Source organism: Glycomyces sp. L485 (genome assembly GCF_022548875.1).
In the GTDB taxonomy this organism is placed as follows: Bacteria; Actinomycetota; Actinomycetes; order Mycobacteriales; family Micromonosporaceae; genus Glycomyces.
This window is the reverse complement of sequence record NZ_JAKZEW010000004.1, coordinates 68,551-90,405: the sequence shown is the minus strand read 5'-3', so window position 1 is coordinate 90,405 and position 21,855 is coordinate 68,551. Positions and strand designations below refer to the sequence as shown.

Sequence of the window (21,855 nt, the reverse complement as noted above, 5' to 3'; positions counted from 1 at the left end):
GAGCACTGCCTTTCTGGTGTTGTGTTGACGATCACTGACATTCCGAATTTAAGATTGTCAATGGGTTAATTAGATCATGCGCCCCAATTAATGTCCAGACTTGAACCGGTTGATCTGCATACAAAAAGGCCGGGGCCCTCGCTGCGTCGCATGCGACGCAGCGAGGGCCCCTTGGCGGCGGTCTGTCACACGCTCAGCGAGTAATCGTCGACGGTGAAGTCGAACCCTCCCGCGGCGGAGGTGATCTCCCAGCCAAGCTGGATCTGGTCGATCCGGACCTCCGGCATGTGGCCCTGCTCCACCAGCCACTGCGCGATCGGCGCGATGTCGACCGTCGCGGCAGAGGTGTGCTCGTGGATGAGGAAGCTGTAGACCTCGTTCGCACCGTTCGAGCCCTGGTGGTAATCCCAGGTGTGACCGCCGACGCTCACCGTGGTCACCTGTCCGCCGATCGGGCCCACCGGCCCCGACCAGTTCATCCAGAGCATGATCTCGTGGTCGTGCCCGTTGCCCCAGATGTCGTAGGCGGTGTTGTAGGCCAGCCCGTCGGCCGCCCCGGGCAGGGAGAGCCGGAACGAGCTCTGCACGTCGCCCATCTCCCAGACGTTGCGTCCCAGCGTGTAGGAGACGTTCGGGTAGGACTTGATGCCGCCGGTGTTCGGGTGGTCGGCCCGCACGCCCCAGTCGGCGTGCGAGTTCGCCCAGATCCGCTGGTAGTTCCAGCCCTCGCCCCAGAGGTTGTTGTAGAGCGTGTAGTCGCCGTCCTCCCACAGGCCCCACTGCTCCTCGGACTCCCAGGCCTGGGCCGCGCCCGCTTCCGAGTCGCCGTCGGTCCGCGCCCATGCCGGGAGGGTGCTGACCGCTGCCGCGCCGGCCACCGTTGCCGCCGCACCGGCGGCGAAGAGCGATCTGCGTCGCATGCTGTCCTGCCTTCCTGTCGAGGCGGCGGGCCCTCGGCGCCCTCGGCGCTCGATCCGCCGCCGTTGTCGCTGTGGCCGGTCGGCCACTTGAGGGCATGGCGCCCAATAAAGATGACAAATCGGTCGCCGATATGCCTGTTGCATCATATATTGCAATAGTTAAGATCATCGCTGGCCTCTGTCATCCCGCCTGACGGTCGCCCGGGAGTATCGGCGTCGCGATCGGCCGGGCGGCGACGTAGAATTCCGTGCCGTGAAGACCTTCGAGCAGCTCTACGCCGAACTCGCCGAGAAAGCACTCACGCGCCCCGAGGGATCGGGAACCGTCGCCGCCCTCGATGCGGGCGTCCATGCCATCGGCAAGAAGATCGTGGAAGAAGCCGCCGAGGTCTGGATGGCCGCCGAGTACGAGTCGGACGAGGCCGCCGCCGAGGAGATCTCCCAGCTGCTCTACCACCTCCAGGTCATGATGATCGCCCGGGGGATCAGCCTCGACGACGTCTACAAGCACCTCTAGCAGTCCGTCTCCGAAAGGCCCAAGCCAATGCTCCGCATCGCCGTGCCCAACAAGGGCTCGCTGTCCCAAGGCGCGATCGACATGCTCACCGAGGCGGGATACCGCCAGCGCCGCACCAGCCGCGACCTCCAGGTCGTCGACTCCGCCAACGAGGTCGAGTTCTTCTACCTGCGCCCCGGCGACATCGCCACCTACGTCGCCTCCGGCGACCTCGACCTCGGCATCACCGGCCGCGACCTGGCCGTCGACTCCAGCGCCGAGGTCGAGGAGGTCCTCCCCCTCGGCTTCGGGCGTTCGACGTTCCGCTATGCCGCCCGCCCGGGCACCGTCGACTCCGTCGCCGGGCTCGACGGCAGGCGCATCGCCACCTCTTACCCCGGAGTGGTGCGCCGAGACCTCGAGTCGCGGGGCGTCAAGGCCGAGATCATCAAGCTCGCCGGCGCGGTCGAGAACGCGATCGCCCTGGGCGTGGCCGACGCGATCGCCGACGTCGTCGAGACCGGCACGACCCTCAAGCAGGCGGGCCTGGCCGTCTTCGGCGACCCGCTCATGAAGTCCGAGTCGATCCTGGTCCGCAAGACCGGCAACGGCGAGACCGCCGCGGTCGAGCAGCTGCTGCGGCGCCTGCGGGGCGTCCTGGTGGCCCGCTCGTACGTGATGCTCGCCTACGACGTGCGCGCCGAGCTGCTGGAGAAGGCCGTGGAGCTGACCCCCGGCATCGAGTCGCCCACGGTCTCCCCGCTGCATCGGGAGGGCTGGGTGGCCGTCCAGTCGATGACCGAGCGTGCCGACCTGCACCGGGTCATGGACGCGCTCTACGAACTGGGCGCGCGCGGCATCCTGGCATCCGACATCGACGCCTGCCGGCTCTAATGACAGGCGCGGGGCCTCCGCCGACGCGGCGGCGTCGGCCCTGACCCGCAGTTCGGCGGCCATGGCGACCGCTTCGGCCGCGTCGCGGTGCAGCGCGACCGCGTCGTGGGCGGTGCTCCCGGCGATCCTGGCGCGCACCGTCGCCAGGCGCTGGACGCGCTGGAGCGGCCCCTGCGTGACCTCGACCTGCTGGATGCGCGCGTACGGGACGGCCACGGTCGCGGTCTTGAGCAGCCCGTAGCGGACCGCGAAGACGTCCCCGCCGAGTCCGGCGCCCCTGATCCGCCAGGTGAACGGCGTGCGCCAGCGCGCCCGCTTCGGAGGGCGGACGAGCATGGCGGTCACGTCGTGCCAGTCGATCTTCGGCAGCGCGGTGTGCGCGACGAACCGGGCCTCGTGCAGGGTGCCGACCGGCAGCAGGTCTGAGCCGCGGAGCATGGCCTCGGCGCCCTGCTGGGCGAGCGAAGCCGTGGAGACCTGCACTCGCCGCCATCCCTTCAGCCGCCACATCACCGGCAGTTCGATGCTGATGGCCGTGACCCGCTGCAGCGGCACGGTGTTGCTCTGCTTCTCGGTCAGGCCGCGCTCGACGCGGAGGCGTCCGTCGACCCGCGAGAGCGTGAACCCCCAGTTGCGGAGGATTCCCGAACCGGTCTGGATGATGGAGGTGACCAGGCCGAACAGGACGGGGAGGCCGGCGACCTGCCACACCTCGGCCTCGACGCCGTTCGCCTCCAGGAGGGCGTTGAACGCCGCGCCGGCGCCGACGAGCACGCCGAAGGCGATGAGCATCGGTGGCAGGGTCTCCAGGACCGTACCGGCGACGAGGCGTTTGATCCCGACGGTCGCGATCACCGCCGCGGCTTCTTCCTCGGCGGGCTCCTCGGTCTCGTCGGTTCGGGCAGCGGGGCGGCGCCCGGACAGCGCCAGGAGCTGTTCGCGCAGCTCTTGGGCTTCGCCGAGCTTGAGGTACGACAGGGGCGCTTCGGTCTCGGAGGCCCCGGCGACCTCGATGCGCAGCTGCGCGAGGCCGAAGAGGCGGGCCCTGATCGGCTGGGCGACCTCGATGCCCTGGAGGCGCTCCAGCGGCACGGTGCGGCTCTTGCGGATGACGACGCCCTCGGTGATCTGGAGTTCGCCGCCGACGACGCGGTAGCCGGTGAACAGCCACGACAGCAGGCCGCTGGCGGCGCCGAAGATGCCGGCGAGGACCGCGATGACGATCCCCACGAAGGCGTTCTCCTGGATGTACATCTGCCACGACGAGGCCAGGACCACGGCGATGAGGAGCCGGAAGCTCTCCAGCAGCGGTGTCAGCGGGTGGAGCCGGCGTTTTGGGATCTCCACGGGCGCTTCGACCGACGCCAGGCCGGGGCCGATGGGCACCGGGGCGATCGTCGGGGCCGGCCACTCGTCGGGGACGTGGTGGGGCCGCGCCTGGTCGCTCACAGCCCCTCCCGGACCTCGGCGGCGCGCGCGGAGAGGCGGTCGCGCAGCCCCTGGGCGGCCTGCGGGTGGAGGCCGGGGATCTCGGTGATCGCGCCGAGGGCGGCGGTGCGGATCTGGACGGTCGTGAGGCTGAAGGCCCGCTCGATCGGGCCGGCCTTGAGGTCGACGAGCTGGATCCGTCCGTAGGGGACGATGCTGAGTTCGCGGAACAGCAGGCCGTGCTTGACCAGCAGGTCCTTCTCGCGTTCGGCGAAGCCCCAGGCGCGGACGGCGCGGACGATGATCCACGAGCGCAGCGCGGCGATGGCCGCGGCCGTGCCCAGTGCGTAGAGGATGCCTTCGGCCCCGAGCCAGATCACCAGGGGCACGAGCAGGACCAGGGCCACGATGAGCAGGCGGATCGCCATCCCCAGGAGGCGGACGGTCCGCAGGTCGGGCGCCATGGGCTGCCAGTCGAGGTCGGTCGGCCATTGGTCCCAGACAGGACTTTCTCGTGGACTCATGGCTCAATCATCCAACTTCACGGTCTCGCACGGGAACCCGCGCGAGGTGAGGAAGCCCCGGAGGGTGGCGAGGTGCTCGTCGCAGGCCGCCCACTGTTTGATCCGGTCGGCGCTGTGCAGGCGCGGATTGCGCCACTGGAGCATCCAGGAGGCGGTGCGGCGGCAGCCCCGCGAGGAGCAGACCGGCGTCTCGGCTTGGAGGGTCACGCCTTGATTCTGCTGCACCTGGGGTTTCATCCGTGACGGGGCCACACGGCTGTGTCGATGAACGTCTCAACGGCCTCGATGACGTCGGCCAGGACGTGGGCCGATTCGACCAGGGGACGGCCGCGGATGAACATGCCGGTGTCGGCGCCTCGGATCTCGCACACCTCGCCGGGCAGCTCGCGCGCGAGCGGGGGATTCCATGACGGGTCCGCGGTGCCGCCGACCATGAGGTAGGGGGCGGTCGCCCGTCGCAGCGCCTGGACGACCGAGTAGTGCTGGAGCATCGGGGTGAACCAGATTGCCGGGAGCCCGTGGTGGGCGGTGAGGACGGCGGCGGCCGTGCCGAGCGACTTGCCTACCAGGAGCGGCGGGTCGTCGTTGTGGACGCGGTCCAGAACGGACTCGACCTGCTCGCAGACGCCGTCGACCATGGTGAGCTCGTCGGCGGCGAGCCGGTCGGGGTCCTTCCAGTCCACTGGATAGGTGTGGGCGCCTCGCGATTGGAGGGCGACGTGGGCGAACATCAGTAGCGGCCCCTGCACTCCGTAGTTGCGACCGGGGAGGAGGAGCGCCTGGCGGCGACGAGGCATGAGATCGATTCTAGATCCGAGTGGCCACGGGGGCGGTCGCCGAAGAGCGGGGCTCGAGTGCGAGCAAAGGGAGACCCGCGCGGCCACGGGGGAAGCCGCGCGGGATGCTCAAAGCATAGCGCTCCGACATATTGCAGCAACGGATTGAATCGGCGCGTCGCGTCACTCTCTTGGGCAAAACTCGTTTCCAATCACAGTCGAATCGGGTCGATCGGCATGTGGCAGTCGGCAATCCCACTGGGGCCCAACGCGAGCGCCAGAAACTGTCGGATAGGCGACAAAATGGTGACGGGCGTGTCGTGCCAGGTCGTTTCGTGATTCGCCGCCAGACTCACGGTCCTCGTACGGGCGAATTAGTATCGACAACACCAGTCCGAACCAGCAGGGAGCAGGAGCCGACATGGGATCACCCGAGGCCGACCGATCGACCCCGGCGGAGAACGCCGCCTTGCTCGAAAAGGCGCTGTTCGAGATCAAGAAGGTGATCGTCGGCCAGGACGCCCTGGTCGAGCGGATGTTCGCCGCGCTCCTGGCCAGGGGCCACTGCCTGATCGAAGGCGTGCCCGGCGTCGCCAAGACCCTCGCCGTGGAGACCATGGCCAAGGTCGTCGGCGCCGAGTTCCAGCGCATCCAGTTCACCCCCGACCTGGTGCCCGCCGACATCATCGGCACCCGCATCTACCGCCAGTCGAAGGAGTCCTTCGACGTGGAGCTCGGACCCGTCTACACCAACTTCGTCCTCGCCGACGAGATCAACCGGGCGCCGGCCAAGGTCCAGTCGGCGATGCTCGAAGTCATGGCCGAGCAGCACATCTCCATCGGCGGCACCACCCACCGGCTCCCCAAGCCGTTCCTGGTCATGGCCACGCAGAACCCGATCGAGCAGGAGGGCGTCTACCCGCTGCCCGAGGCCCAGCGCGACCGCTTCCTGTTCAAGATCAACGTCGGCTATCCCACCGACGCCGAGGAGCGGGAGATCGTCTTCCGCATGGGCGTCGACACGCCCACCCCCGACCGCGTCCTCGATGCCGAGGACCTCCTCCGCCTCCAGGGCGCCGCCGACGGCGTGTTCATCCACAATGCGCTCGTCGACTACGCGGTGCGGATCGTCATGGCAACCCGGGCCCCTGCCGGTGCGGGACTCGGCGGCCTCGCCCAGCACATCCAGTACGGCGCGTCCCCGCGCGCCTCGCTCGGCCTCATCCGCGCCACCCGCGCCATCGCGCTGCTGCGCGGCCGCGACTACGCCTTGCCCCAGGACCTCGACGACATCGCGCCCGAGGTCCTGCGCCACCGGCTGGTGCTGTCCTACGACGCCATGGCCGACGGCATCGCCGCCGACCATATAGTCGGCCAGCTCCTCGCCGCCGTGCCCGCGCCAACCGTCACACCCCGCCAGGACGCGGTCCCGCGCGGTCCCGAGGCCAGCCCGCAGCGGCCCGGAGCCTGGTAGGACGTGGTCCTCGTGAACGCCGCGGACCTGCGCACGCTCGACCGGCTGCAGCTGCTCATCACGCGCCGGCTCGACGGGCTGCTCCACGGCGACTACCTGGGCCTGCTGCCCGGACCCGGTTCCGAGCCCGGCGAGGCGCGCGAGTACCGGCCCGGCGACGACGTGCGCCACATGGACTGGCCGGTGACCGCCCGCACCACCCAACCGCACGTCCGCACCACCGTCGCCGACCGTGAACTCGAGGCCTGGCTCGCCGTCGACCTCTCGCCGAGCCTCGACTTCGGCACCGTGGGCATGCTCAAACGCGACCTCGCCGTCAACGCCGTCGCCGCCTTCTCCTACCTCGCCGGCAGGGGCGGCAACCGCGTCGGCGCCGTCGTCACCGAAGGCGGCCCCGCCAAGGCCATCCCACCGCGCCCCGGCCGCGCCGGCTCCCGCTCCCTGCTGCGCGCGGTCACCGAGCTGCCCAAGGGAACCGGGCCCGGCAGCCTGGCCGACCTGCTCGACAAGACCCGCCGCCACACCCGCCGGAGGGGCCTCGCGGTCGTCGTGTCCGACTTCATCGACGACGGCGACTGGGCCCGTGAACTGCGCCGTCTGAGCGTGCGCCAGCAGGTCCTGTGCGTCGAGATCGTCGACCCCGCCGAGCTGCGTCTGCCCGACGTCGGCGTCCTCGACCTCATCGACCCCGAGACCGGCGACCACGTCGAGATCCAGACCGGCAACGCCCGTTTCCGGGCCCGCTACGAGGAAGCCGCCACCGAGCAGCGCGAGCGCATCGCCGCGGGCATCCGCGGTGCGGGCGCCTCCCACCTGCGCCTGTCCACCGGCGCCGACTGGCTGCGCGACATCGCCGCGTTCGTCGCCGAGCGCCGCCACCTCGCCGCTTACCGCTAGACCGAGAAGGAGACCTGTTGATCCGCCTGCTTGAACCGGCATGGCTCTTGGCGCTGATCCCCGTGGCCGCGCTCGCCGGCGTCTACGTCTGGGCGCAGTACGCGCGCCAGAGGACCGCCGTGCGCTTCGCAAACACCGCGCTGCTGGCCAAACTCGTGCCCCGGCTCCCCGGCTGGCGGCGCCACGTCCCCGCCGGGATCATGGTCATCGCGCTCGCCGTCCTCGTCGGCGGCATGACACGGCCGGCGGTCGACGTCGAGGAGCCGCAGGAGCGGGCCACGGTCGTCCTCGCCATCGACGTCTCACTGTCAATGATGGCCACCGATGTGGACCCGACCCGCATCGACGCCGCCAAGTCCGCCGCAGTCGACTTCGTCCAGGAACTGCCCGAGCAGTACAACGTCGGCCTGGTCTCCTTCGCCGGCTACGCCTCGGTGGTCGTGCCGCCCACCAAGGACCGCGCCCAGCTCACCACCGCGATCCAAGGGCTCAACCTCGCCGAGGCCACCGCCACCGGCGACGCCGTCTTCGCCTCCCTCCAGGCCGTCCAGCAGGTCCTCGCCGACGGCTCGGGCGAACTCGCCCCCGCCCGCGTCCTCCTGCTCTCCGACGGCTACCGCACCGCCGGCCGCGGCGTCGGCGAGGCCGCCGAAGCCGCAGCAGCGGCCGAAGTCCCCGTCTCCACGGTCGCCTTCGGCACCGACGAGGGCGTCATAGAACTCGAAGAGCAGCTCGTCAGCGTCCCCGTCGACCGCGAGGCCCTAGCCGGCCTCGCCGACGAGACCGGCGGCCGGTACTACGAGGCCGCCTCCGTCGAAGAGCTCCGCGAGGTCTACGAGGACATGGGCTCATCGCTCGGCTACCGCACCATCGCCCGCGACATCGGGCAGTGGTTCATCGGCACCGCACTCATCCTGCTGTTCACGGCGGCCGGACTCAGCCTCGCGTGGACCTCCCGCGTCCCCTGAGGTGTGCCAGACGTCCCACGGTGCGTGAAGGCCGCTTCGCCGTCGATCGGCGCCGTCGCTACGATCGTCCGTGGCTTCATACAAAGATCATGAGGGAGTTCCAACAATGGCGCGCACCGTCCTCGTCACCGGCGGCAACCGCGGGATCGGTCTGGCCATCGCCCAGGCCTTCGCAGAACGAGGCGACAACGTCGCCGTCACCCACCGCGGCTCCGGTGCGCCCGAAGGGCTCTTCGGCGTCCAATGCGACATCACCGACGCCGCCTCCGTCGACGCCGCCTTCAAGGAGGTCGAGGAGAAGTTCGGCCCCGTCGAGATCCTCGTCGCCAACGCCGGCATCACCGACGACACGCTCATCCTGCGCATGACCGAAGACCAGTTCGACCGCGTCATCGACACGAACCTCTCCGGCGCCTGGCGCGTCGCCAAGCGCGCCTCCGGCAAGATGCTCCGCGCCAAGTTCGGCCGGATGATCTTCATCTCCTCGGTGTCGGGCCTGTACGGCAACGCCGGGCAGACGAACTACGCCGCCTCCAAGGCCGGGCTGGTGGGACTCGCGCGCTCCATCACCCGCGAACTCGGCAGCCGCAACATCACCGCGAACGTCGTCGCGCCCGGCTTCGTCGAGACCGACATGACCGCCGCCCTGCCCGAAGAACAGCGCAAGGGCTACCTCGACCAGATCCCCGCCAAGCGCTTCGCCTCGTCCCGAGAAGTCGCCGGAGCCGTCACCTGGCTCGCAGGCGATGAAGCCGGCTACGTCAACGGCGCGGTCATCCCCGTCGACGGCGGACTGGGCATGGGTCACTAGTTTTTCAATACAACACGGAGGAATAGATGTCTGGAATCCTGGACGGCAAACGACTGCTCGTCACCGGTGTGATCACCGAGCAGTCCCTCGGCTTCGGGGTCGCCAAGTACGCCCAAGAGCAGGGCGCCGAAGTCGTCCTCACGGGCTTCGGGCGGATGTCCCTGGTCCAGCGGATCGCCGGCAAGCTCCCCAAGCCGGCGCCCGTCATCGAACTCGACGTCACCGACCCCGAGCAGCTCGACGCCCTCGCCGGCAAGGTCCGCGAGCACCATGACGGCATCGACGGCGTCCTCCACGCCATCGCCTTCGCCCCTCCCTCGGCACTCGGCGGCAACTTCCTCAACACCGCTTGGGAAGACGTCGCCAAGGCCGTCGAGGTCTCCACCTTCTCCTACAAGTCGCTCGCCGTCGCCTGCCTGCCGCTCATGGAGAACGGCGGCGCCATCGTCGGCCTCGACTTCGACGCGCAGCAGGCCTGGCCCGTCTACGACTGGATGGGCGTCGCCAAGGCCGGACTCGAGGCCGTCAACCGCTACCTCGCCCGCGACCTCGGTCCCAAGGGCATCCGCGTCAACCTCGTCTCCGCCGGACCGCAGCGCACCATGGCCGCCAAGTCCATCCCCGGCTTCGAGGCGTTCGAAGAGGCCTGGACGAAGCGCGCCCCCATCGGCTGGTCCCTGACCGACTCCGAACCCGTCGCCAAAGCCTGCGCGGCGCTCATGTCCGACCTGTTCCCCGCCACCACCGGCGAGATCGTCCATGTCGACGGCGGCTTCCACGCCGTCGGAGTCGAGCGCACCGAGAGCTGAGGACGGTGGACATGCCTGAATACGACGCGGTCCTGCTCGTCTCCTTCGGCGGACCCGAAGGACCGGGCGACGTCCTCCCGTTCCTGCGCAACGTCACCCGCGGCCGCGGCATCCCCGAGGAACGACTCGAGGAAGTCGCCGAGCACTACCACCACTTCGGCGGCGTCTCGCCGATCAACCAGTGGTGCCGAGAGGTCCTCGACGCGCTCCGCGCCGAGTTCCGCTCCAGCGGCATCGACCTGCCCATCTACTGGGGCAACCGCAACTGGCCGCCGATGCTCGTCGACGCCGTCACCCAGATGACCTCCGACGGCGTCCGGCGCGCACTGGCCATCTGCACCAGCGCCTACGGCTCGTACTCCTCGTGCCGCCAGTACGTCGAGGACATCAACGCCGCCCGAGCCGCCGTCGGCGACGCCGCGCCCGCCATCGACAAGATCCGCCACTTCTTCGACCACCCCGGCTTCGTCGGCGGTTTCGCAGCGCAGCTCAGGGCGAGCCTCGACCAGATCGAGGACCGGTCGAACACGCGCGTGGTCTTCACCGCCCACTCGATCCCGACGGTCATGGAGGAGTGCTCCGGGCCCGCCGGCGCCCGCTACTCCGACCAGGTCGCCGAAGCCGCCGCGCTCGTCGCCGAGCACGCCGGATGGACCGGCCCGCACGACGTCGTGTGGCAGTCCCGCTCCGGACCACCTTCGATGCCGTGGCTGGAACCCGACGTCAACGACCACCTCAAGGTCCTCGCCGCCGAAGGCGTCGACACCGTCGTGGTCAGCCCCGTCGGATTCCTCTCCGACCACATCGAGGTGCTGTGGGACCTCGACAACGAGGCCGCCGAGACCGCCGCCGGACTCGGCCTGCGCTACCTGCGGGCCGGCACACCCGAGGTCGGCGCCGACCTCGTCGGCATGTTCCGTGACCTGGTCGCCGAGCGCGTCGCGGGAGCTCCCGTCCGGCGACTGGGCAGCCTCCCGGCGTGGGACCCCCTGATCGAAGGATGCTGCCCCGCGCGCCGCCCGCCGGCGCCGGAGAAGCACCGAGGGCGGTAACCGAGCACCCGGGTGTCCAGAACCCGGGTGCTCGTCACCACTGTCCCTTCCCGGGCAGATCACCCGCGGGCTGTGACTCGTGACATGCTTGTAAGCGTGGAACCCGCATTCATTTGGATCATCATCGCCGTGATCCTCGGCGTGGCCGAACTGTTCACCGGCACCCTCGTGCTCGCCATGGTCGCCGGGGGCGCCGCCCTGGCCGCCATCGGAGCCGGACTCGGCGCGCCCCTCTGGCTCCAGGCGGTCCTCTTCGCCGCCGGATCGGCCGCCTCCATCTGGGGCCTGCGACCCTTCCTCAGGCAAGCCCTCGACACCAGTTCGGACAGCCAGACCATGGGAACCCGAGCCATCCAGGGCAAAGAAGCCACCGTCCTCGAGAAGATCGACGCGAGCGGAGGACTCGTCGAGATCGCCGGCGACAATTGGACCGCCTATCCCTTGGAGCCGGACCAGGTGCTGGAACCCGGTGATCATGTAACGGTGGTAGAAATCAAGGGAGCCACCGTCATCGTCTGGAAGCAGGGCTGAAGCATGGACCCAATCGGAGTACTCCTACTCGTAGTCGCGGTCTTCCTGATCATCGTGCTCGCGCGCTCGATCAGGATCGTCCCTCAACAATGGAACTACATCATCGAGCGCCTCGGCCGCTACCGGCGCACGCTCGAACCAGGACCACGACTGCTCGTACCGTTCGTCGACTCCGTCCGCGCCAAGGTCGACCTGCGCGAACGCGTCGTCAACTTCCCCCCGCAGCCGGTGATCACGGCCGACAACCTCGGCGTCCAGATCGACACCGTGCTGTACTACATCATCACCCAGCCCACGGCCGCGGTGTACAACATCGACGACTACCTCGCCGGCGTCGAGCAGCTGACCACCACGACCCTTCGCAACGTCGTCGGAATGATGGACCTGGAACGCACCCTCACCAGCCGCGAGGAGATCAACTCCAGGCTCGCGACCGAGCTCGACAAGGCCACCGACAAGTGGGGCCTCAAAGTCACCCGCGTCGAACTGCGCTCCATCGAACCGCCCATGAGCATCCGCGACGCCATGGAGAAGCAGATGCGAGCCGAGCGCGACCGCCGCGCCGCGATCCTCAACGCCGAAGGCGTCAAGCGCTCCGAGATCCTCCAGGCCGAAGGCGACCAGCAATCGAAGGTCCTGCGTGCCAAAGGCGACCGCGACGCCGAGGTGCTGCGCGCCGACGGTCAGGCGAAGGCCATCCAGACCGTCTTCGCCGCCATCCACAACGCCAAACCCACCGATCGACTGCTCGCCTACCAGTACCTGCAGACGCTGCCCAAGATCGCCGACGGCTCCGCCAACAAGGTCTGGGTCATCCCCGCCGAACTCACCAAGAGCCTCGGCGCCCTCGGCAACGCACTCGGCACCGGATCCGTCTCTCCCGACGACGAGGACGAGGACATCGAGGTCGACACCAGCGCACTCGAACTCGACGACAGCGCCGCCAAGGCCCTCGCAGAGGCCCAGCAGGCCGCCGACGAGGTCAAGGACATCAGCGAAGGCAAGGTCCGGGACGCGGAACTCCCGCCCCCGCCGCCCAAGTAGCGACGCCCCAGGCGCCCCGGACCGGCGGTCCGGGGCGCCGTTTCGGTCCTGGGGCACAATCGAGGGGTGTCCGACCACGTGATCCCGATCTACGACCCCGAAGACCAGCGCCTCGGCGACTACCGAGCCCTGACCGACCTGGCGCTGCGCACGCGCTTCGAGCAGCCCCACGGGCTGTTCATCGCCGAAGGCAAGCAGGTGATCTCGCGCGCACTGCGCGCCGGATACCGGATGCGGTCCATGCTCATCGACGCCAAGCGCGCCGACCAGCTCGCCGACCTGGCCGGAGACGCGCCCTGCTACACCGCAGGACCGGAGATCCTCGAATCGGTCACGGGCTTCCACGTCCACAGAGGCGCACTGGCGTCCTTCCACAGGAAGGTCCTCCCCGAACCCGCCGAGATCCTCGCGGGCGCGAAGCGCCTGGTGATCCTCGAAGGCATCAACAACCACACGAACATCGGCGCGATCTTCCGCGTGGTGGCCGGGCTGGGCTTCGACGGCGTCCTACTGGCCCCCGGCTGCGCCGACCCGCTGTACCGGCGAAGCGTGCGCGTGAGCATGGGGGAGGTGTTCGCGATCCCCTACACCTACCTGGAACCGTGGCCCGAAGGCCTCAAGCAGGTCGGCGAGGAGGGCTTCACACTCATAGGCCTGAGCCCCTCGTCGGGAGCGATCGGCCTCGGCGACCTCACCGAAGAGGACCGCAGGCGCCCGGCGCTGATGTTCGGCGCCGAAGGTCCTGGCCTGACCGCCGCCGCGCTGGCCGCGTGCGACCGGACGGTCGTGATCCCGATGCACGCGGGAGTGGACTCGCTGAACGTCGCGGCGGCGACCTCAGTGGCCTGCTGGGAGCTGTCCCAGCCTGCTAGAGCCCCACGGTCGTGAACTCCGCCTCGCAGGGCGGCCCCCACGTGTAGTTGAAGCGCTTCGAGTCGAGCTCCAGGTGGACTGCCAGCGCGGTGTGCGTCTGGAGCTCGACGGGGTCGGTCTCGACCGGGTGTCTGCAGATGGCGATGGGGCCGCCGTCGTGGTCGCGCATGGCCGCGTGGAGCCGCTCGGCGGTCACGGGCGCGGTCTCCTTCTGAAGGAGCGTCTCCATGCGCTCGCAGCGGTGGTAGGTCGAGACTCTTCCGCTCTCCAGCCAGCTCTGGTGGACCCCGAGCGCTTCGGGGGCCCGGAAGTGGTTGGCGTGTACCAAAGGCTCGGTGCCCGCCTGGTAGATGACCCGAGATCCGAGCGGCGAGGTCTCCACGGTGGCGACCCCCGATTCGGCGCTGCCCACGAAGAAATTGGCTGAGCAGGCGGGACGCGGGGCGACCGCGTGCCCGATGGCCCCTTGGAGGCTGGTCGACTGGAGGATCCGCCAGGCGCGGAGGTGGAACGGAACGGAGTCGATCTTCCAGTCGTCGGCGCTCGCGCCGAGACCGTTGACGCACAGGCCGATGCCCGAGCTGTTGATCCCGATCTTGGCGCCGGCGACGCCGGCCTCGGTGAATCCGAGCACAGTGGTGTCGCCGTGTTTCCACTGCAGCAGGGCGCCTTCGACGCCGGTGAACCAGTCCCAGTTCTGCCCGATCTGCACGCCGGACCCCTCGAAGACACCCTCCGCCCCGCCGAACGCCGTGCATTCACTCCGAATGCTCTCAGCCGTAGGTCTCCCGAACTCGCTCCAAGCGCTGTAGAGAAGCTCATACCGCGCATTCAGCAGAGCGATATCGAGAATCGCCTGCCCAGAGCCCTCGGCGATCCCGTCCATGATCGCGCGGTAAGCGGCGTCCTCCCTGGTGAACGTCCCCAAGTAGCGCTTCGAGCGCTCGATGAGGCCCTCCTCGCTGAGCCCCGAGGTCGTCATCCGGGAGCGGTAGATCTCGACATTGCTCGCGATCTGGTGCCTCAGCCGCCGACCATGCTGCAGCCCTTGGCGGTAGGGGCTGCCCTGGAGGTGGAGGAGGGGAAGTTCACTCATGGCAGCCATTGTGGCAGAGGCGACAGCGCGGTGTCACACGCAAATCTGACTCAGCGGCCCATGAGCGCCTGGTCGACCTGCGAATAGTGGACGGTCCACCACTTGACCAGACCGGTTTGACCAGGCAACAGATGGTCGCAAGCGGAGTTGTGGCGAACGTAGTGCCACTCGATGACCCAGTTGTCGGTGAGCCGGTCCCACCAGAGCTGATGGGTTGCGAGCCCGATCTCGGGCTCGCCGACGTCGAACGCCGACCGATAGCCGCCGGCGAAGGCTCGAATCCGATCGCAGTCAAGCCCGCGTTCATCGCCGTAGGTGAAATAGAACACGGCGGCTCGTGCCATCTCGCGGGCGTACGAGGCGACGGTCAGGCGGTCCCAGTCGAGGACCGCCGAAACGACGTCGCCCGGCCCGTGCAGCACATTGTGAGGATGGAGGTCGCCATGCGTGTAGCCCACGTACTGCGGGGCGAGATCAGGAGGCCGCCGGTCGCCGAGCCGCACCAGCAGCCCGCGCTTCAACCGCAGCGTCTGCTCGGCAGTGGCCTCGAATCCGGTCTTGTCTCCGCGCCCGGCCGCGACCAGGTCCAGAAGCCGGTCGACCTTCTGCAAGGCCGCATCCGTGGCCACCGGGGTCTCGACCTTGGGAGGCCGATCTGCCGGGATCGCGGTATGCAGCGTCCTGTGCAGCCGCCCGATGACCGACCCGAGCTCGCGGCACGCGTCCATGGACATCGACAGACCGGACCGGTGCCGGCCACTGACCCAGGGGAAGACCCCGAATTCCTCGCCCTCCAGCAGGATGGTCGACATCCCGCCCCTGCTGGGAGTCGGCAGCACCACCGGCACGCCGGACTGCCCCAGAGCTTGAATTACATGGAATTGAAACTGCAGCTCAGGCCCGGTGACGTCCCGGAACAACTTGAGCAGGTAAGAGCCCGATGAGGCATCGACGCGCCAGCTGCGGTTCATAAGACCGGTCTGGACCCGCTGCATCTGGTAGATCTGGCCGAGGTCCCAATGTGCCAGCGCCGCGTCAGGGAGTCGAGGCGCGGTCACGGTCATGGCACAAGCCTAGCCGTCGAGCGCCGGTCCGAAGGATCGTGAACCCCCCTGCGATGACGCCCCCAGACGTCGTGTAAAGTTTCATCTCGCGCGCCGGGGAGGCCGAAACACCTCACTGGCAGGCAAAACAAACTACATATACACTCTCTGTGTGTACGCGCGAGTGGCGGAATGGCAGACGCGCTAGCTTGAGGTGCTAGTGTCCTACTAATGGACGTGGGGGTTCAAGTCCCCCCTCGCGCACAGACGAAGGCCCTGGTGACAGGGCCTTTTTTGTATCCTTTATGGACGTTTACGGCCCCCCGGCGGGATGCCGCCGGAGGGCCGCGGGCAGCCAAAAAGGCAGCCATTGGTTCCCTACGGTTCGTCAAGGACTCCGTTCCCGAACGCGCCGTCGAGGATTTCGGCTCCCTTGGTGATGACCGGCCGGAGCTGGTGCCGATAGACCGTCCGCGTTGTGCTGGTGTCGCTGTGGCCGACGAGGTCGGCGATCAACTCGTCTGAGGCACCTGAATCGGACATGAGCGATACGAACGAGTGGCGCAGCTCCCTGGGCGTCCAGCTGCCAGGGATGCGTGCCTTTTCGACCACTGCCCGGAATTGGTCGCGGATGACCTGCGCTTGCTGCGGCGTGTCGTAGCGGGTACCGAAGACATAGACGATGCCTTCGGACTTCCAGCCCTGCCGGGCACGCCGTTCGCGCTGCTGGGCTCGGTGTTCGGTCAGGACGTCGACGACGAACTCGGGCAGGGCGATGGTCCGCCGACTCTTGCGAGTCTTGGTGTCACCGCCCTTGCGGACCGAGCGCCACACCTCGACGTGTGGCGGGAGATCCTCGGCGTGCTCCCTGCCGCAGGAACAGACCTGGCCTCGGACCGGACGAAGGTGCGTGTGCTCCCACTTGAGCGGCCGGGCTTCCTCAGTGCGGATCCCGGTGAACAGCGACATGGCGATGTAGGCGTGGATCGGTTGGTCCTTACTGGCACGCAGAAGCGCCTTGCCTTGATCCAGTGCGAGCGCTTTGCTTGGCCGGCCTTCCCTGCCTTCAGGGGGCTCAGCGAGCGCGGCCACGTTGCGGCGGACGCGGTTACGTGATTCGGCGAACTTGATGATCCGCCGCAGTGTGAACAGGCGCCGCCGGACCGACGAGGTGGCCAGCGACTTGGCCATGACATCGAGCCAGGCGTCGACGTCCTCGGTCGTGAGTCGTTTCAGTCTCGCCTGGCCCAGGTGCGGGATGATCCACTTCTCGGCGTGCATGCGCAGCTCGTCGACGGTGGCGGGTCCGCGGCCCCTTACCCCGTGCTTGAGGAAGTCGCGGGTGGCCTCCTCGACGGTGTATTTGTCGCCGAGGTCGATCCCGTCCTCGAAGTCGTCCTTGAGCGCCTTGAGTTTGGCTCGGACCTCTTTTTGGGTCTTCCCGCGCACGGTCGGTCGGTTCCGGCTTCCATCGGGGTTCTTGCCCAACGAGATTGAGCCGATATAGCGGCCCTTGTCCTCGTGCCAGAAGATCGAGCCGTCGCCCTTGCGCGCCTGCTTGCGCTTCGCAGGCTTCTTCGCGTCAGTCATCGGCGGCCTCGGCGGTGCGCTGCTCGACCCACCGGCGAACCTGCCGGGGGTCGTACCGGAGGTGCTTGCCGATACGCGCGGCGGTCGGCCCAGTCCCGCGCTTGCGCCAGGTACGCAGCGTGTGGACAGGGATCTTGAGGTACGCGGCGACTTGATCGATCGTCCAAAGGGACTCCAGCAGTACCGTTGCACCAGCTGGATCTTGGAGTGTCATCACTTCGATGGCTCCTTGTGCTCCACACGGGCACCGGACTGCCTCGCCATCGAGGTCGCCGTCCGAGCCCGTTTCGGTTTCGGAGGCGACATTCGCTCCGATTCGGACGGTGGAGGACCGTAGCTCCGACTCCGCATGGCCGCGAGCCTCGCGACCTTCGCGGCCAGTACCCGCAGACGAACGGGCGACACCGTCTTGGAGCCCCGTCGAAGGATCGATCTCGCGATCCTGTGAGTAGGCGGTCATGCGGGCCTCCGGAAGACCAGGACGTCTTCGTGGGCGCGCGCGAGCGCGTGCTTTCCGGCCGCGCGGGCGGCCCGGACGTTGCGCAGGTGGAAGAACGTCACATGCGGGTGCAGGACCTCGCCGTCCCAGCGGGCCAGTAGCGCGGCATGCCGGTCGGTGTGGTCGAATCCGGCGGCCTCGGCGGCGGCGATGACGAGGGCCGGGAAGTCAACCAACACGCCTTTGTCGGTGTAGGGACGGGCGGTGATGACCATGTGCCCGCCGGGCCGGAGCGCGGCGTGGCACCCGGTGAAGATCGCCGTCAAGCCGCCCAGCATCCGCCGCTGGGAGGAGCCCCTGGCGAGCTGGCCCGGGTGCGGCCTGCCGCTCGCGTAGCGGTCGGCGCGGCGGACGATCTTCCCGCCAGTCACCCGAGCGGTGTCAGGGAGCCCGTGCGTCACTGGCCCGTACGGCGGGCTGGTCACTACCAGATCGACCGGGAAACGCACGCTTCGGCCCTGGAGCTTCCCGTCCAGCTCGGTGGCGTCACCACACCGGACCTCACCGACTGCCCCTGGATGCTCGCCGCGGGCGCTGCGGATGTTGGCGCGAGCAACGCGGACCCATTCGGCTTCGCAATCGACACCGAGCGCGTTCCGGCCGGAGCGGATCGCTTCGACCAGGACCGTGCCGATCCCGCACATCGGATCGAACACCGTCTCACCCGGCGAGCTGTAGTAGTCGATCATCGCGCGGGCGATCGCGGGCCACATCTTCGCCGGATGTGCGGTCCCGGCTTCGGTGTACAGCTCGTCGCGTTGGCGGCGGGGCTGGACCTGACCGGTCGCCCAGATCGAGGTATCGGGCCTACGCATCGGCCTCACCGTCCTGGTCCGCGTCGGTCTTGCGCCACAGGAAGACGTCGAAGTGCCGGGCGGCGGCCGGGCAGGAACGGCGAGTGGCGGTGCGGGCCTCGGCCGCGGCGACGGCGGCGTCGAACACCTTGGGCGCTGCGGCCACGATGTGGCCGGCATAGGCCATGCCCAGCGCTGCCGGGACATCGTCGCTGAAGTCGCGGATGTCGGGCGGGGCGGCCAGACGAGTCAGGCGTGCCTGTTCGTCGTGGCTGCGCGCGATGAGGGCGATCAGGCCGTCGGGCTTGAGTGCGTTCGCCGCCGCGGCGAACGCGCCTTCACGCTCCAGGAGCCAGGCCGAGGCCACGACGAGCCCGATGCGGGCCTCGATGGCCGCCAGCGTCCACGACAGGTTGGTCAGCGAGACCGGCCGGATGGTGACCAGGCCCTGCTTGGCAGTCGGAAGCTGCTTGAGCACGGCGGTCGCGCCGCGCCGGTTGCGGGTGAGGATGATGCCGTGACGGGCGTGGCGCGGGATGGTCTCCCACCCGGGCACGTCGACGGCGACGATCGGGCCGCGCGCGGGTTTGAACTCGGCGAACAGGCCCGCAGTCAGGCTGGCGGCGTCGGCGACCTGCCAGACGGTGAGCGGCACGTCGAGCGTGCCGTGGCGCGCCTCGGCGGCGCTCGGGTTGCGGTGTTCGGTCACGTGGACGTCCCACCGGGCATCAATCAATCCAGGCTCTACCCGGTAAGAACATCGAGTAATCGACTTCTGACCGCCGGGTAGTCGCGAGTAGTCGAGGGTAGTCACCGGCAACCGCGTGGCGAGCGCCTGTCGACGGACGCCGGTACGCTGAGGCCACGGCACTCAGGCATCGAGGACGCCCAGTAGTGGGAACGGCCACGGTCCGAAGTCAGCCCTGGCGGACCCGAACGGCGCAGTCTTCAGATCGCATCGTCGCGGATCTGCGCCTGTCAGGGGCGAGCAGTATGCGGTTGCTGCTGGAGGTGGCAGTCGGTGACCTCGGAACTGGTGGCAGTTCGACCGACACGAAGATCGCCACCGTTGGGTGTCGCACTTGGCCTATAGCCTTGGGCCACATGAGCACTACTCTCCCCATCGGCGCAGGCTTCGTCTACGTGATTACCAACCCCGACTTTGCAGCGGTCAAGATTGGCACGACAAGCACGTTCGTCGAGGAACGCAAGAAGGCCTTCCAGACGGGCGCACCGAAGAAGTACGCTGTGGCGTTCCGACGCCTCGCCCTCCAGCGGAAGCAGATCGAGATGCGTGCCCATGATCTGCTCAGTGATCACCGCAGTGAGGGTGGGACTGAATGGTTCGAAGTCTCGGTGGATGCGGCGATCCATGCCATAGACCAAGCGGTGAGCGAGATCGAAGGCGTCCAGGCATGGGAGCACGAGTCTCCGGTTCGTCTCAGCGCTGCCCACCTCGGGGGCAAGAAGACGCTGTTCCTTTCGCTACGCGAGGGCGACATGTTCTTTCTTTTCCGGAAGTTGGCGATGTTTGGCCCGTCGGAACCCCAGGACATGTGGTTTGCCCACAGCAACGGTGACCAGATCGAACTCCGCCCCGAGCCGGATGCCGAAGATGTTGACGGTATTGCCGAAGGTGACCTAAAGGCGCTCGATGACCCACATCCCTTTCTGGATGAGAAACAGGAAGTCGCCAACCTGGTTAGGAACGGGCACGAGAAACTCATCCCCGGAGACCGTCTGGTCTGGGCCTCCTATTCGCCGGACGGGGACGTCAAGACCGTGATTTTCGATGCGTGGGAGCATGCTCAGGTCATATCCCGTACTGCGACGCCGAGGTACAAGGAAGTGGAATCTATCAACTGCCTCATGTTGATGGACGATCCACCTGACGAAGGCTTTCGGCCGTCTGCCGAACTTTCACGCCTAGTCCGGCATGCACGTGACACCCATCAGCCACGGATACTGCCTGACCTGCCGCTGTTCCCTTAGGCCGACATCTCCTGGTTACCTCGAATAATGTTGCTGGAGGCGGTGGATTCCTGGCCCGAGGCCGAGCATGGCGGCGATCTTCACGGCGGTCCAGTAGCCGATTGTCGGAACTGTGTTGGACCATTCTGCGTGGGCGACCCCGATGGTCAGCATGAACCACCAGCCGCCGATGAAGGCCACGATCCCGGAGAAGAGGACGTGGAATATCGCACCTGCGGTGATTTTCGCTAGCACTTTCATTCGGTGCTGTCACCGCCTCTCCGGGAATGATGGCGTTCGTGACCGGTGAGCCATTCGTATAGCTGCCGTTCGCCGATGCGTCGCTCGCGGCGGGCTTGGCGGACGCCGACCTGATGTGCAGTGGCGGTTCGTTTGACGGTGTGGTGGTCGAGTCTGGTTTCCAGGATGAGTTGGGCCTGGAGCCGGGTGATGATGTCTTCTTTGACGGCGTCGGCGAGCACGAGGTCGACGTGGCGGTATTCGGCCGGCGGCGGGTGTGATTCGAATACTCCCGAGCGCATGGTCTCTTGGAACTGCTTGAGTTCGATCGCCCAGCGTCGCGCGTTGACGTAGGCGTTCTGGCAGAGCCTGGCGCAGATCTGCGGTCTGGCGGTGTCGATGGTTTCGACCGTCTCGAGGAATCCGGCGACGGCGGCGCTTTCGAGGTCGTCGCGGATGTCGATGTTCGGGGCGTGGTATTCGGCGCGGTTGACTGCGCGGCGCAGGCCACGGATCGCTATGGCGGCGGCGATGAGTCCCCATCGTTGCGGCTGTATTCGGGCCAAGCTGACCAGGCTGGTCCAGGCGGCGTCTTTGATACTCGACGGTGTCGCGCGGTCGTTGAGGATGGTGTGCAGTTCCGGCAGCGCTATGGGCCCTGCCGGTAGTTCGGTGGTGTAGCCGCCCCAGAATACGGCCGGGTCAGGGCCATGGGCGTTTCGATTGAACGCGTCTTTGATTGCTTCGAATGGTGAGGTGCGCATGGCACCGCTCCTTCCTGTGTCGGGACTCCCGTGCGGGAGTCGCTCTCTCCAGGAAGGCTGACTACCTTTATCCGCGTCAACCGCAGTGATTATTCGTGACTACCAGAAGCGGTTACCGAATTTCGTCGACTACTGGCCTGTAGTCGACTACCCGAGCGAGGTAGTCAGGGTAATCGCTGGTAGTTCCGGTGGAATAGCGTGTTTGATAGTCGCTGTTGGCCTCCAGTAGTCGCTTGGTAGTCGCCGCCGTGTGGGCAGTAGTCGATTACTCGATGTTCTTTCCTAGTGAGTCAGCCGCATGAGAGTTGGCTTGGTATCTCGCCGGTGCGGGTGCAATCCAGTCTCTGCATTGCAACCGATC

The 21,855-nt window shown here is 67.8% G+C and carries 24 protein-coding genes, 1 tRNA gene and 1 pseudogene; 13 read left to right on the top strand and 13 right to left on the bottom strand.

Going from position 1 to position 21,855, the window contains the following annotated elements; all coding sequences use genetic code 11:
• Positions 1-185: 185 nt before the first annotated feature.
• Entirely contained in the window at positions 186-920 is a 735-nt protein-coding gene (locus L0U85_RS04050; protein WP_241376474.1) for a hypothetical protein, read from the bottom strand.
• A gap of 253 nt (positions 921-1,173) precedes the next feature.
• On the opposite strand from L0U85_RS04050, the gene L0U85_RS04045 reads away from it, so the two are divergent.
• Positions 1,174-1,437 (top strand): phosphoribosyl-ATP diphosphatase, encoded by a 264-nt coding sequence (locus tag L0U85_RS04045; RefSeq protein WP_241376473.1) that lies wholly within the window; start codon positions 1,174-1,176, stop codon positions 1,435-1,437.
• A gap of 27 nt (positions 1,438-1,464) precedes the next feature.
• The gene (hisG, locus tag L0U85_RS04040; RefSeq protein WP_347177346.1) at positions 1,465-2,310 is read left to right on the top strand and encodes an ATP phosphoribosyltransferase; all 846 of its coding nucleotides are present in this window, start codon (positions 1,465-1,467) and stop codon (positions 2,308-2,310) included.
• A gap of 78 nt (positions 2,311-2,388) precedes the next feature.
• Here hisG and L0U85_RS04035 read toward each other — a convergent pair.
• From L0U85_RS04035 to L0U85_RS04020, 4 genes and pseudogenes are all read right to left on the bottom strand, one after another.
• A pseudogene (locus tag L0U85_RS04035) lies at positions 2,389-3,564 on the bottom strand (PH domain-containing protein); the annotation flags it as partial.
• Positions 3,565-3,755: 191 nt separating this feature from the next.
• Positions 3,756-4,262, bottom strand: a complete 507-nt coding sequence (locus L0U85_RS04030) for a PH domain-containing protein (protein WP_241376472.1) — start codon at positions 4,260-4,262, stop codon at positions 3,756-3,758.
• A 3-nt stretch (positions 4,263-4,265) separates the two neighbouring features.
• Positions 4,266-4,469, bottom strand: a complete 204-nt coding sequence (locus tag L0U85_RS04025) for a hypothetical protein (RefSeq protein ID WP_241376471.1) — start codon at positions 4,467-4,469, stop codon at positions 4,266-4,268.
• A gap of 26 nt (positions 4,470-4,495) precedes the next feature.
• Entirely contained in the window at positions 4,496-5,059 is a 564-nt protein-coding gene (locus L0U85_RS04020) for an alpha/beta hydrolase (protein WP_241376470.1), read from the bottom strand.
• Between the two features lie 400 nt (positions 5,060-5,459).
• Here L0U85_RS04020 and L0U85_RS04015 point away from each other — a divergent pair, with 400 nt between their 5' ends.
• From L0U85_RS04015 to L0U85_RS03975, 9 genes are all read left to right on the top strand, one after another.
• On the top strand, positions 5,460-6,512 hold the full coding sequence (locus L0U85_RS04015; protein ID WP_241376469.1) for a MoxR family ATPase: 1,053 nt from the start codon (positions 5,460-5,462) through the stop codon (positions 6,510-6,512).
• A gap of 12 nt (positions 6,513-6,524) precedes the next feature.
• The gene (locus L0U85_RS04010) at positions 6,525-7,409 is read left to right on the top strand and encodes a DUF58 domain-containing protein (RefSeq protein ID WP_241376468.1); all 885 of its coding nucleotides are present in this window, start codon (positions 6,525-6,527) and stop codon (positions 7,407-7,409) included.
• A gap of 17 nt (positions 7,410-7,426) precedes the next feature.
• Positions 7,427-8,377: a VWA domain-containing protein gene (locus L0U85_RS04005; protein WP_241376467.1), complete on the top strand. Its 951-nt coding sequence runs from the start codon at positions 7,427-7,429 to the stop codon at positions 8,375-8,377.
• A gap of 106 nt (positions 8,378-8,483) precedes the next feature.
• Positions 8,484-9,188 carry a beta-ketoacyl-ACP reductase gene (locus L0U85_RS04000; RefSeq protein WP_241376466.1) on the top strand — a complete coding sequence of 235 codons (705 nt, stop codon included), beginning with the start codon at positions 8,484-8,486 and terminating at the stop codon, positions 9,186-9,188.
• A 26-nt stretch (positions 9,189-9,214) separates the two neighbouring features.
• A complete protein-coding gene (gene fabI / locus L0U85_RS03995; RefSeq protein ID WP_241376465.1) occupies positions 9,215-9,997 on the top strand; it encodes an enoyl-ACP reductase FabI in 783 nt (260 codons plus the stop codon).
• A gap of 11 nt (positions 9,998-10,008) precedes the next feature.
• Entirely contained in the window at positions 10,009-11,049 is a 1,041-nt protein-coding gene (locus L0U85_RS03990; RefSeq protein ID WP_241376464.1) for a ferrochelatase, read from the top strand.
• Positions 11,050-11,145: 96 nt separating this feature from the next.
• Positions 11,146-11,580: an NfeD family protein gene (locus L0U85_RS03985; protein WP_241376463.1), complete on the top strand. Its 435-nt coding sequence runs from the start codon at positions 11,146-11,148 to the stop codon at positions 11,578-11,580.
• A gap of 3 nt (positions 11,581-11,583) precedes the next feature.
• Positions 11,584-12,624, top strand: a complete 1,041-nt coding sequence (locus tag L0U85_RS03980) for an SPFH domain-containing protein (RefSeq protein ID WP_241376462.1) — start codon at positions 11,584-11,586, stop codon at positions 12,622-12,624.
• A 48-nt stretch (positions 12,625-12,672) separates the two neighbouring features.
• Positions 12,673-13,512 (top strand): RNA methyltransferase, encoded by an 840-nt coding sequence (locus L0U85_RS03975; protein WP_347177349.1) that lies wholly within the window; start codon positions 12,673-12,675, stop codon positions 13,510-13,512.
• Here the strand turns inward: L0U85_RS03975 and L0U85_RS03970 are convergent.
• Together L0U85_RS03970 and L0U85_RS03965 are read right to left on the bottom strand one after the other, a co-directional pair.
• On the bottom strand, positions 13,493-14,593 hold the full coding sequence (locus L0U85_RS03970) for a C45 family autoproteolytic acyltransferase/hydolase (RefSeq protein WP_241376460.1): 1,101 nt from the start codon (positions 14,591-14,593) through the stop codon (positions 13,493-13,495). The genes L0U85_RS03975 and L0U85_RS03970 overlap by 20 nt on opposite strands.
• Before the next feature lie 50 nt (positions 14,594-14,643).
• The gene (locus L0U85_RS03965; protein ID WP_241376459.1) at positions 14,644-15,657 is read right to left on the bottom strand and encodes a phosphotransferase; all 1,014 of its coding nucleotides are present in this window, start codon (positions 15,655-15,657) and stop codon (positions 14,644-14,646) included.
• Between the two features lie 157 nt (positions 15,658-15,814).
• Between L0U85_RS03965 and L0U85_RS03960 the strand changes: the two genes are divergently transcribed.
• A tRNA-Leu gene (locus L0U85_RS03960) sits at positions 15,815-15,900 on the top strand.
• Between the two features lie 114 nt (positions 15,901-16,014).
• Here the strand turns inward: L0U85_RS03960 and L0U85_RS03955 are convergent.
• The 4 genes from L0U85_RS03955 to L0U85_RS03940 form a co-directional block, all read right to left on the bottom strand.
• A complete protein-coding gene (locus L0U85_RS03955) occupies positions 16,015-17,226 on the bottom strand; it encodes a site-specific integrase (RefSeq protein WP_241376458.1) in 1,212 nt (403 codons plus the stop codon).
• A complete protein-coding gene (locus tag L0U85_RS03950) occupies positions 17,219-17,440 on the bottom strand; it encodes a helix-turn-helix domain-containing protein (protein WP_241376457.1) in 222 nt (73 codons plus the stop codon). Before L0U85_RS03950 ends, L0U85_RS03955 begins: the two co-directional genes overlap by 8 nt.
• Before the next feature lie 242 nt (positions 17,441-17,682).
• On the bottom strand, positions 17,683-18,540 hold the full coding sequence (locus tag L0U85_RS03945) for a DNA methyltransferase (RefSeq protein ID WP_241376456.1): 858 nt from the start codon (positions 18,538-18,540) through the stop codon (positions 17,683-17,685).
• Positions 18,533-19,228: a hypothetical protein gene (locus L0U85_RS03940; protein ID WP_241376455.1), complete on the bottom strand. Its 696-nt coding sequence runs from the start codon at positions 19,226-19,228 to the stop codon at positions 18,533-18,535. Before L0U85_RS03940 ends, L0U85_RS03945 begins: the two co-directional genes overlap by 8 nt.
• A 395-nt stretch (positions 19,229-19,623) precedes the next feature.
• Here L0U85_RS03940 and L0U85_RS03935 point away from each other — a divergent pair, with 395 nt between their 5' ends.
• A complete protein-coding gene (locus L0U85_RS03935) occupies positions 19,624-20,511 on the top strand; it encodes a GIY-YIG nuclease family protein (RefSeq protein WP_241376454.1) in 888 nt (295 codons plus the stop codon).
• 15 nt (positions 20,512-20,526) lie between these two features.
• On the opposite strand, the gene L0U85_RS03930 is transcribed toward L0U85_RS03935, so the two are convergent.
• Both L0U85_RS03930 and L0U85_RS03925 read right to left on the bottom strand, forming a co-directional pair.
• Positions 20,527-20,751, bottom strand: a complete 225-nt coding sequence (locus tag L0U85_RS03930; protein WP_241376453.1) for a hypothetical protein — start codon at positions 20,749-20,751, stop codon at positions 20,527-20,529.
• Entirely contained in the window at positions 20,748-21,494 is a 747-nt protein-coding gene (locus tag L0U85_RS03925; protein WP_241376452.1) for a hypothetical protein, read from the bottom strand. Before L0U85_RS03925 ends, L0U85_RS03930 begins: the two co-directional genes overlap by 4 nt.
• Positions 21,495-21,855 lie beyond the last annotated feature (361 nt).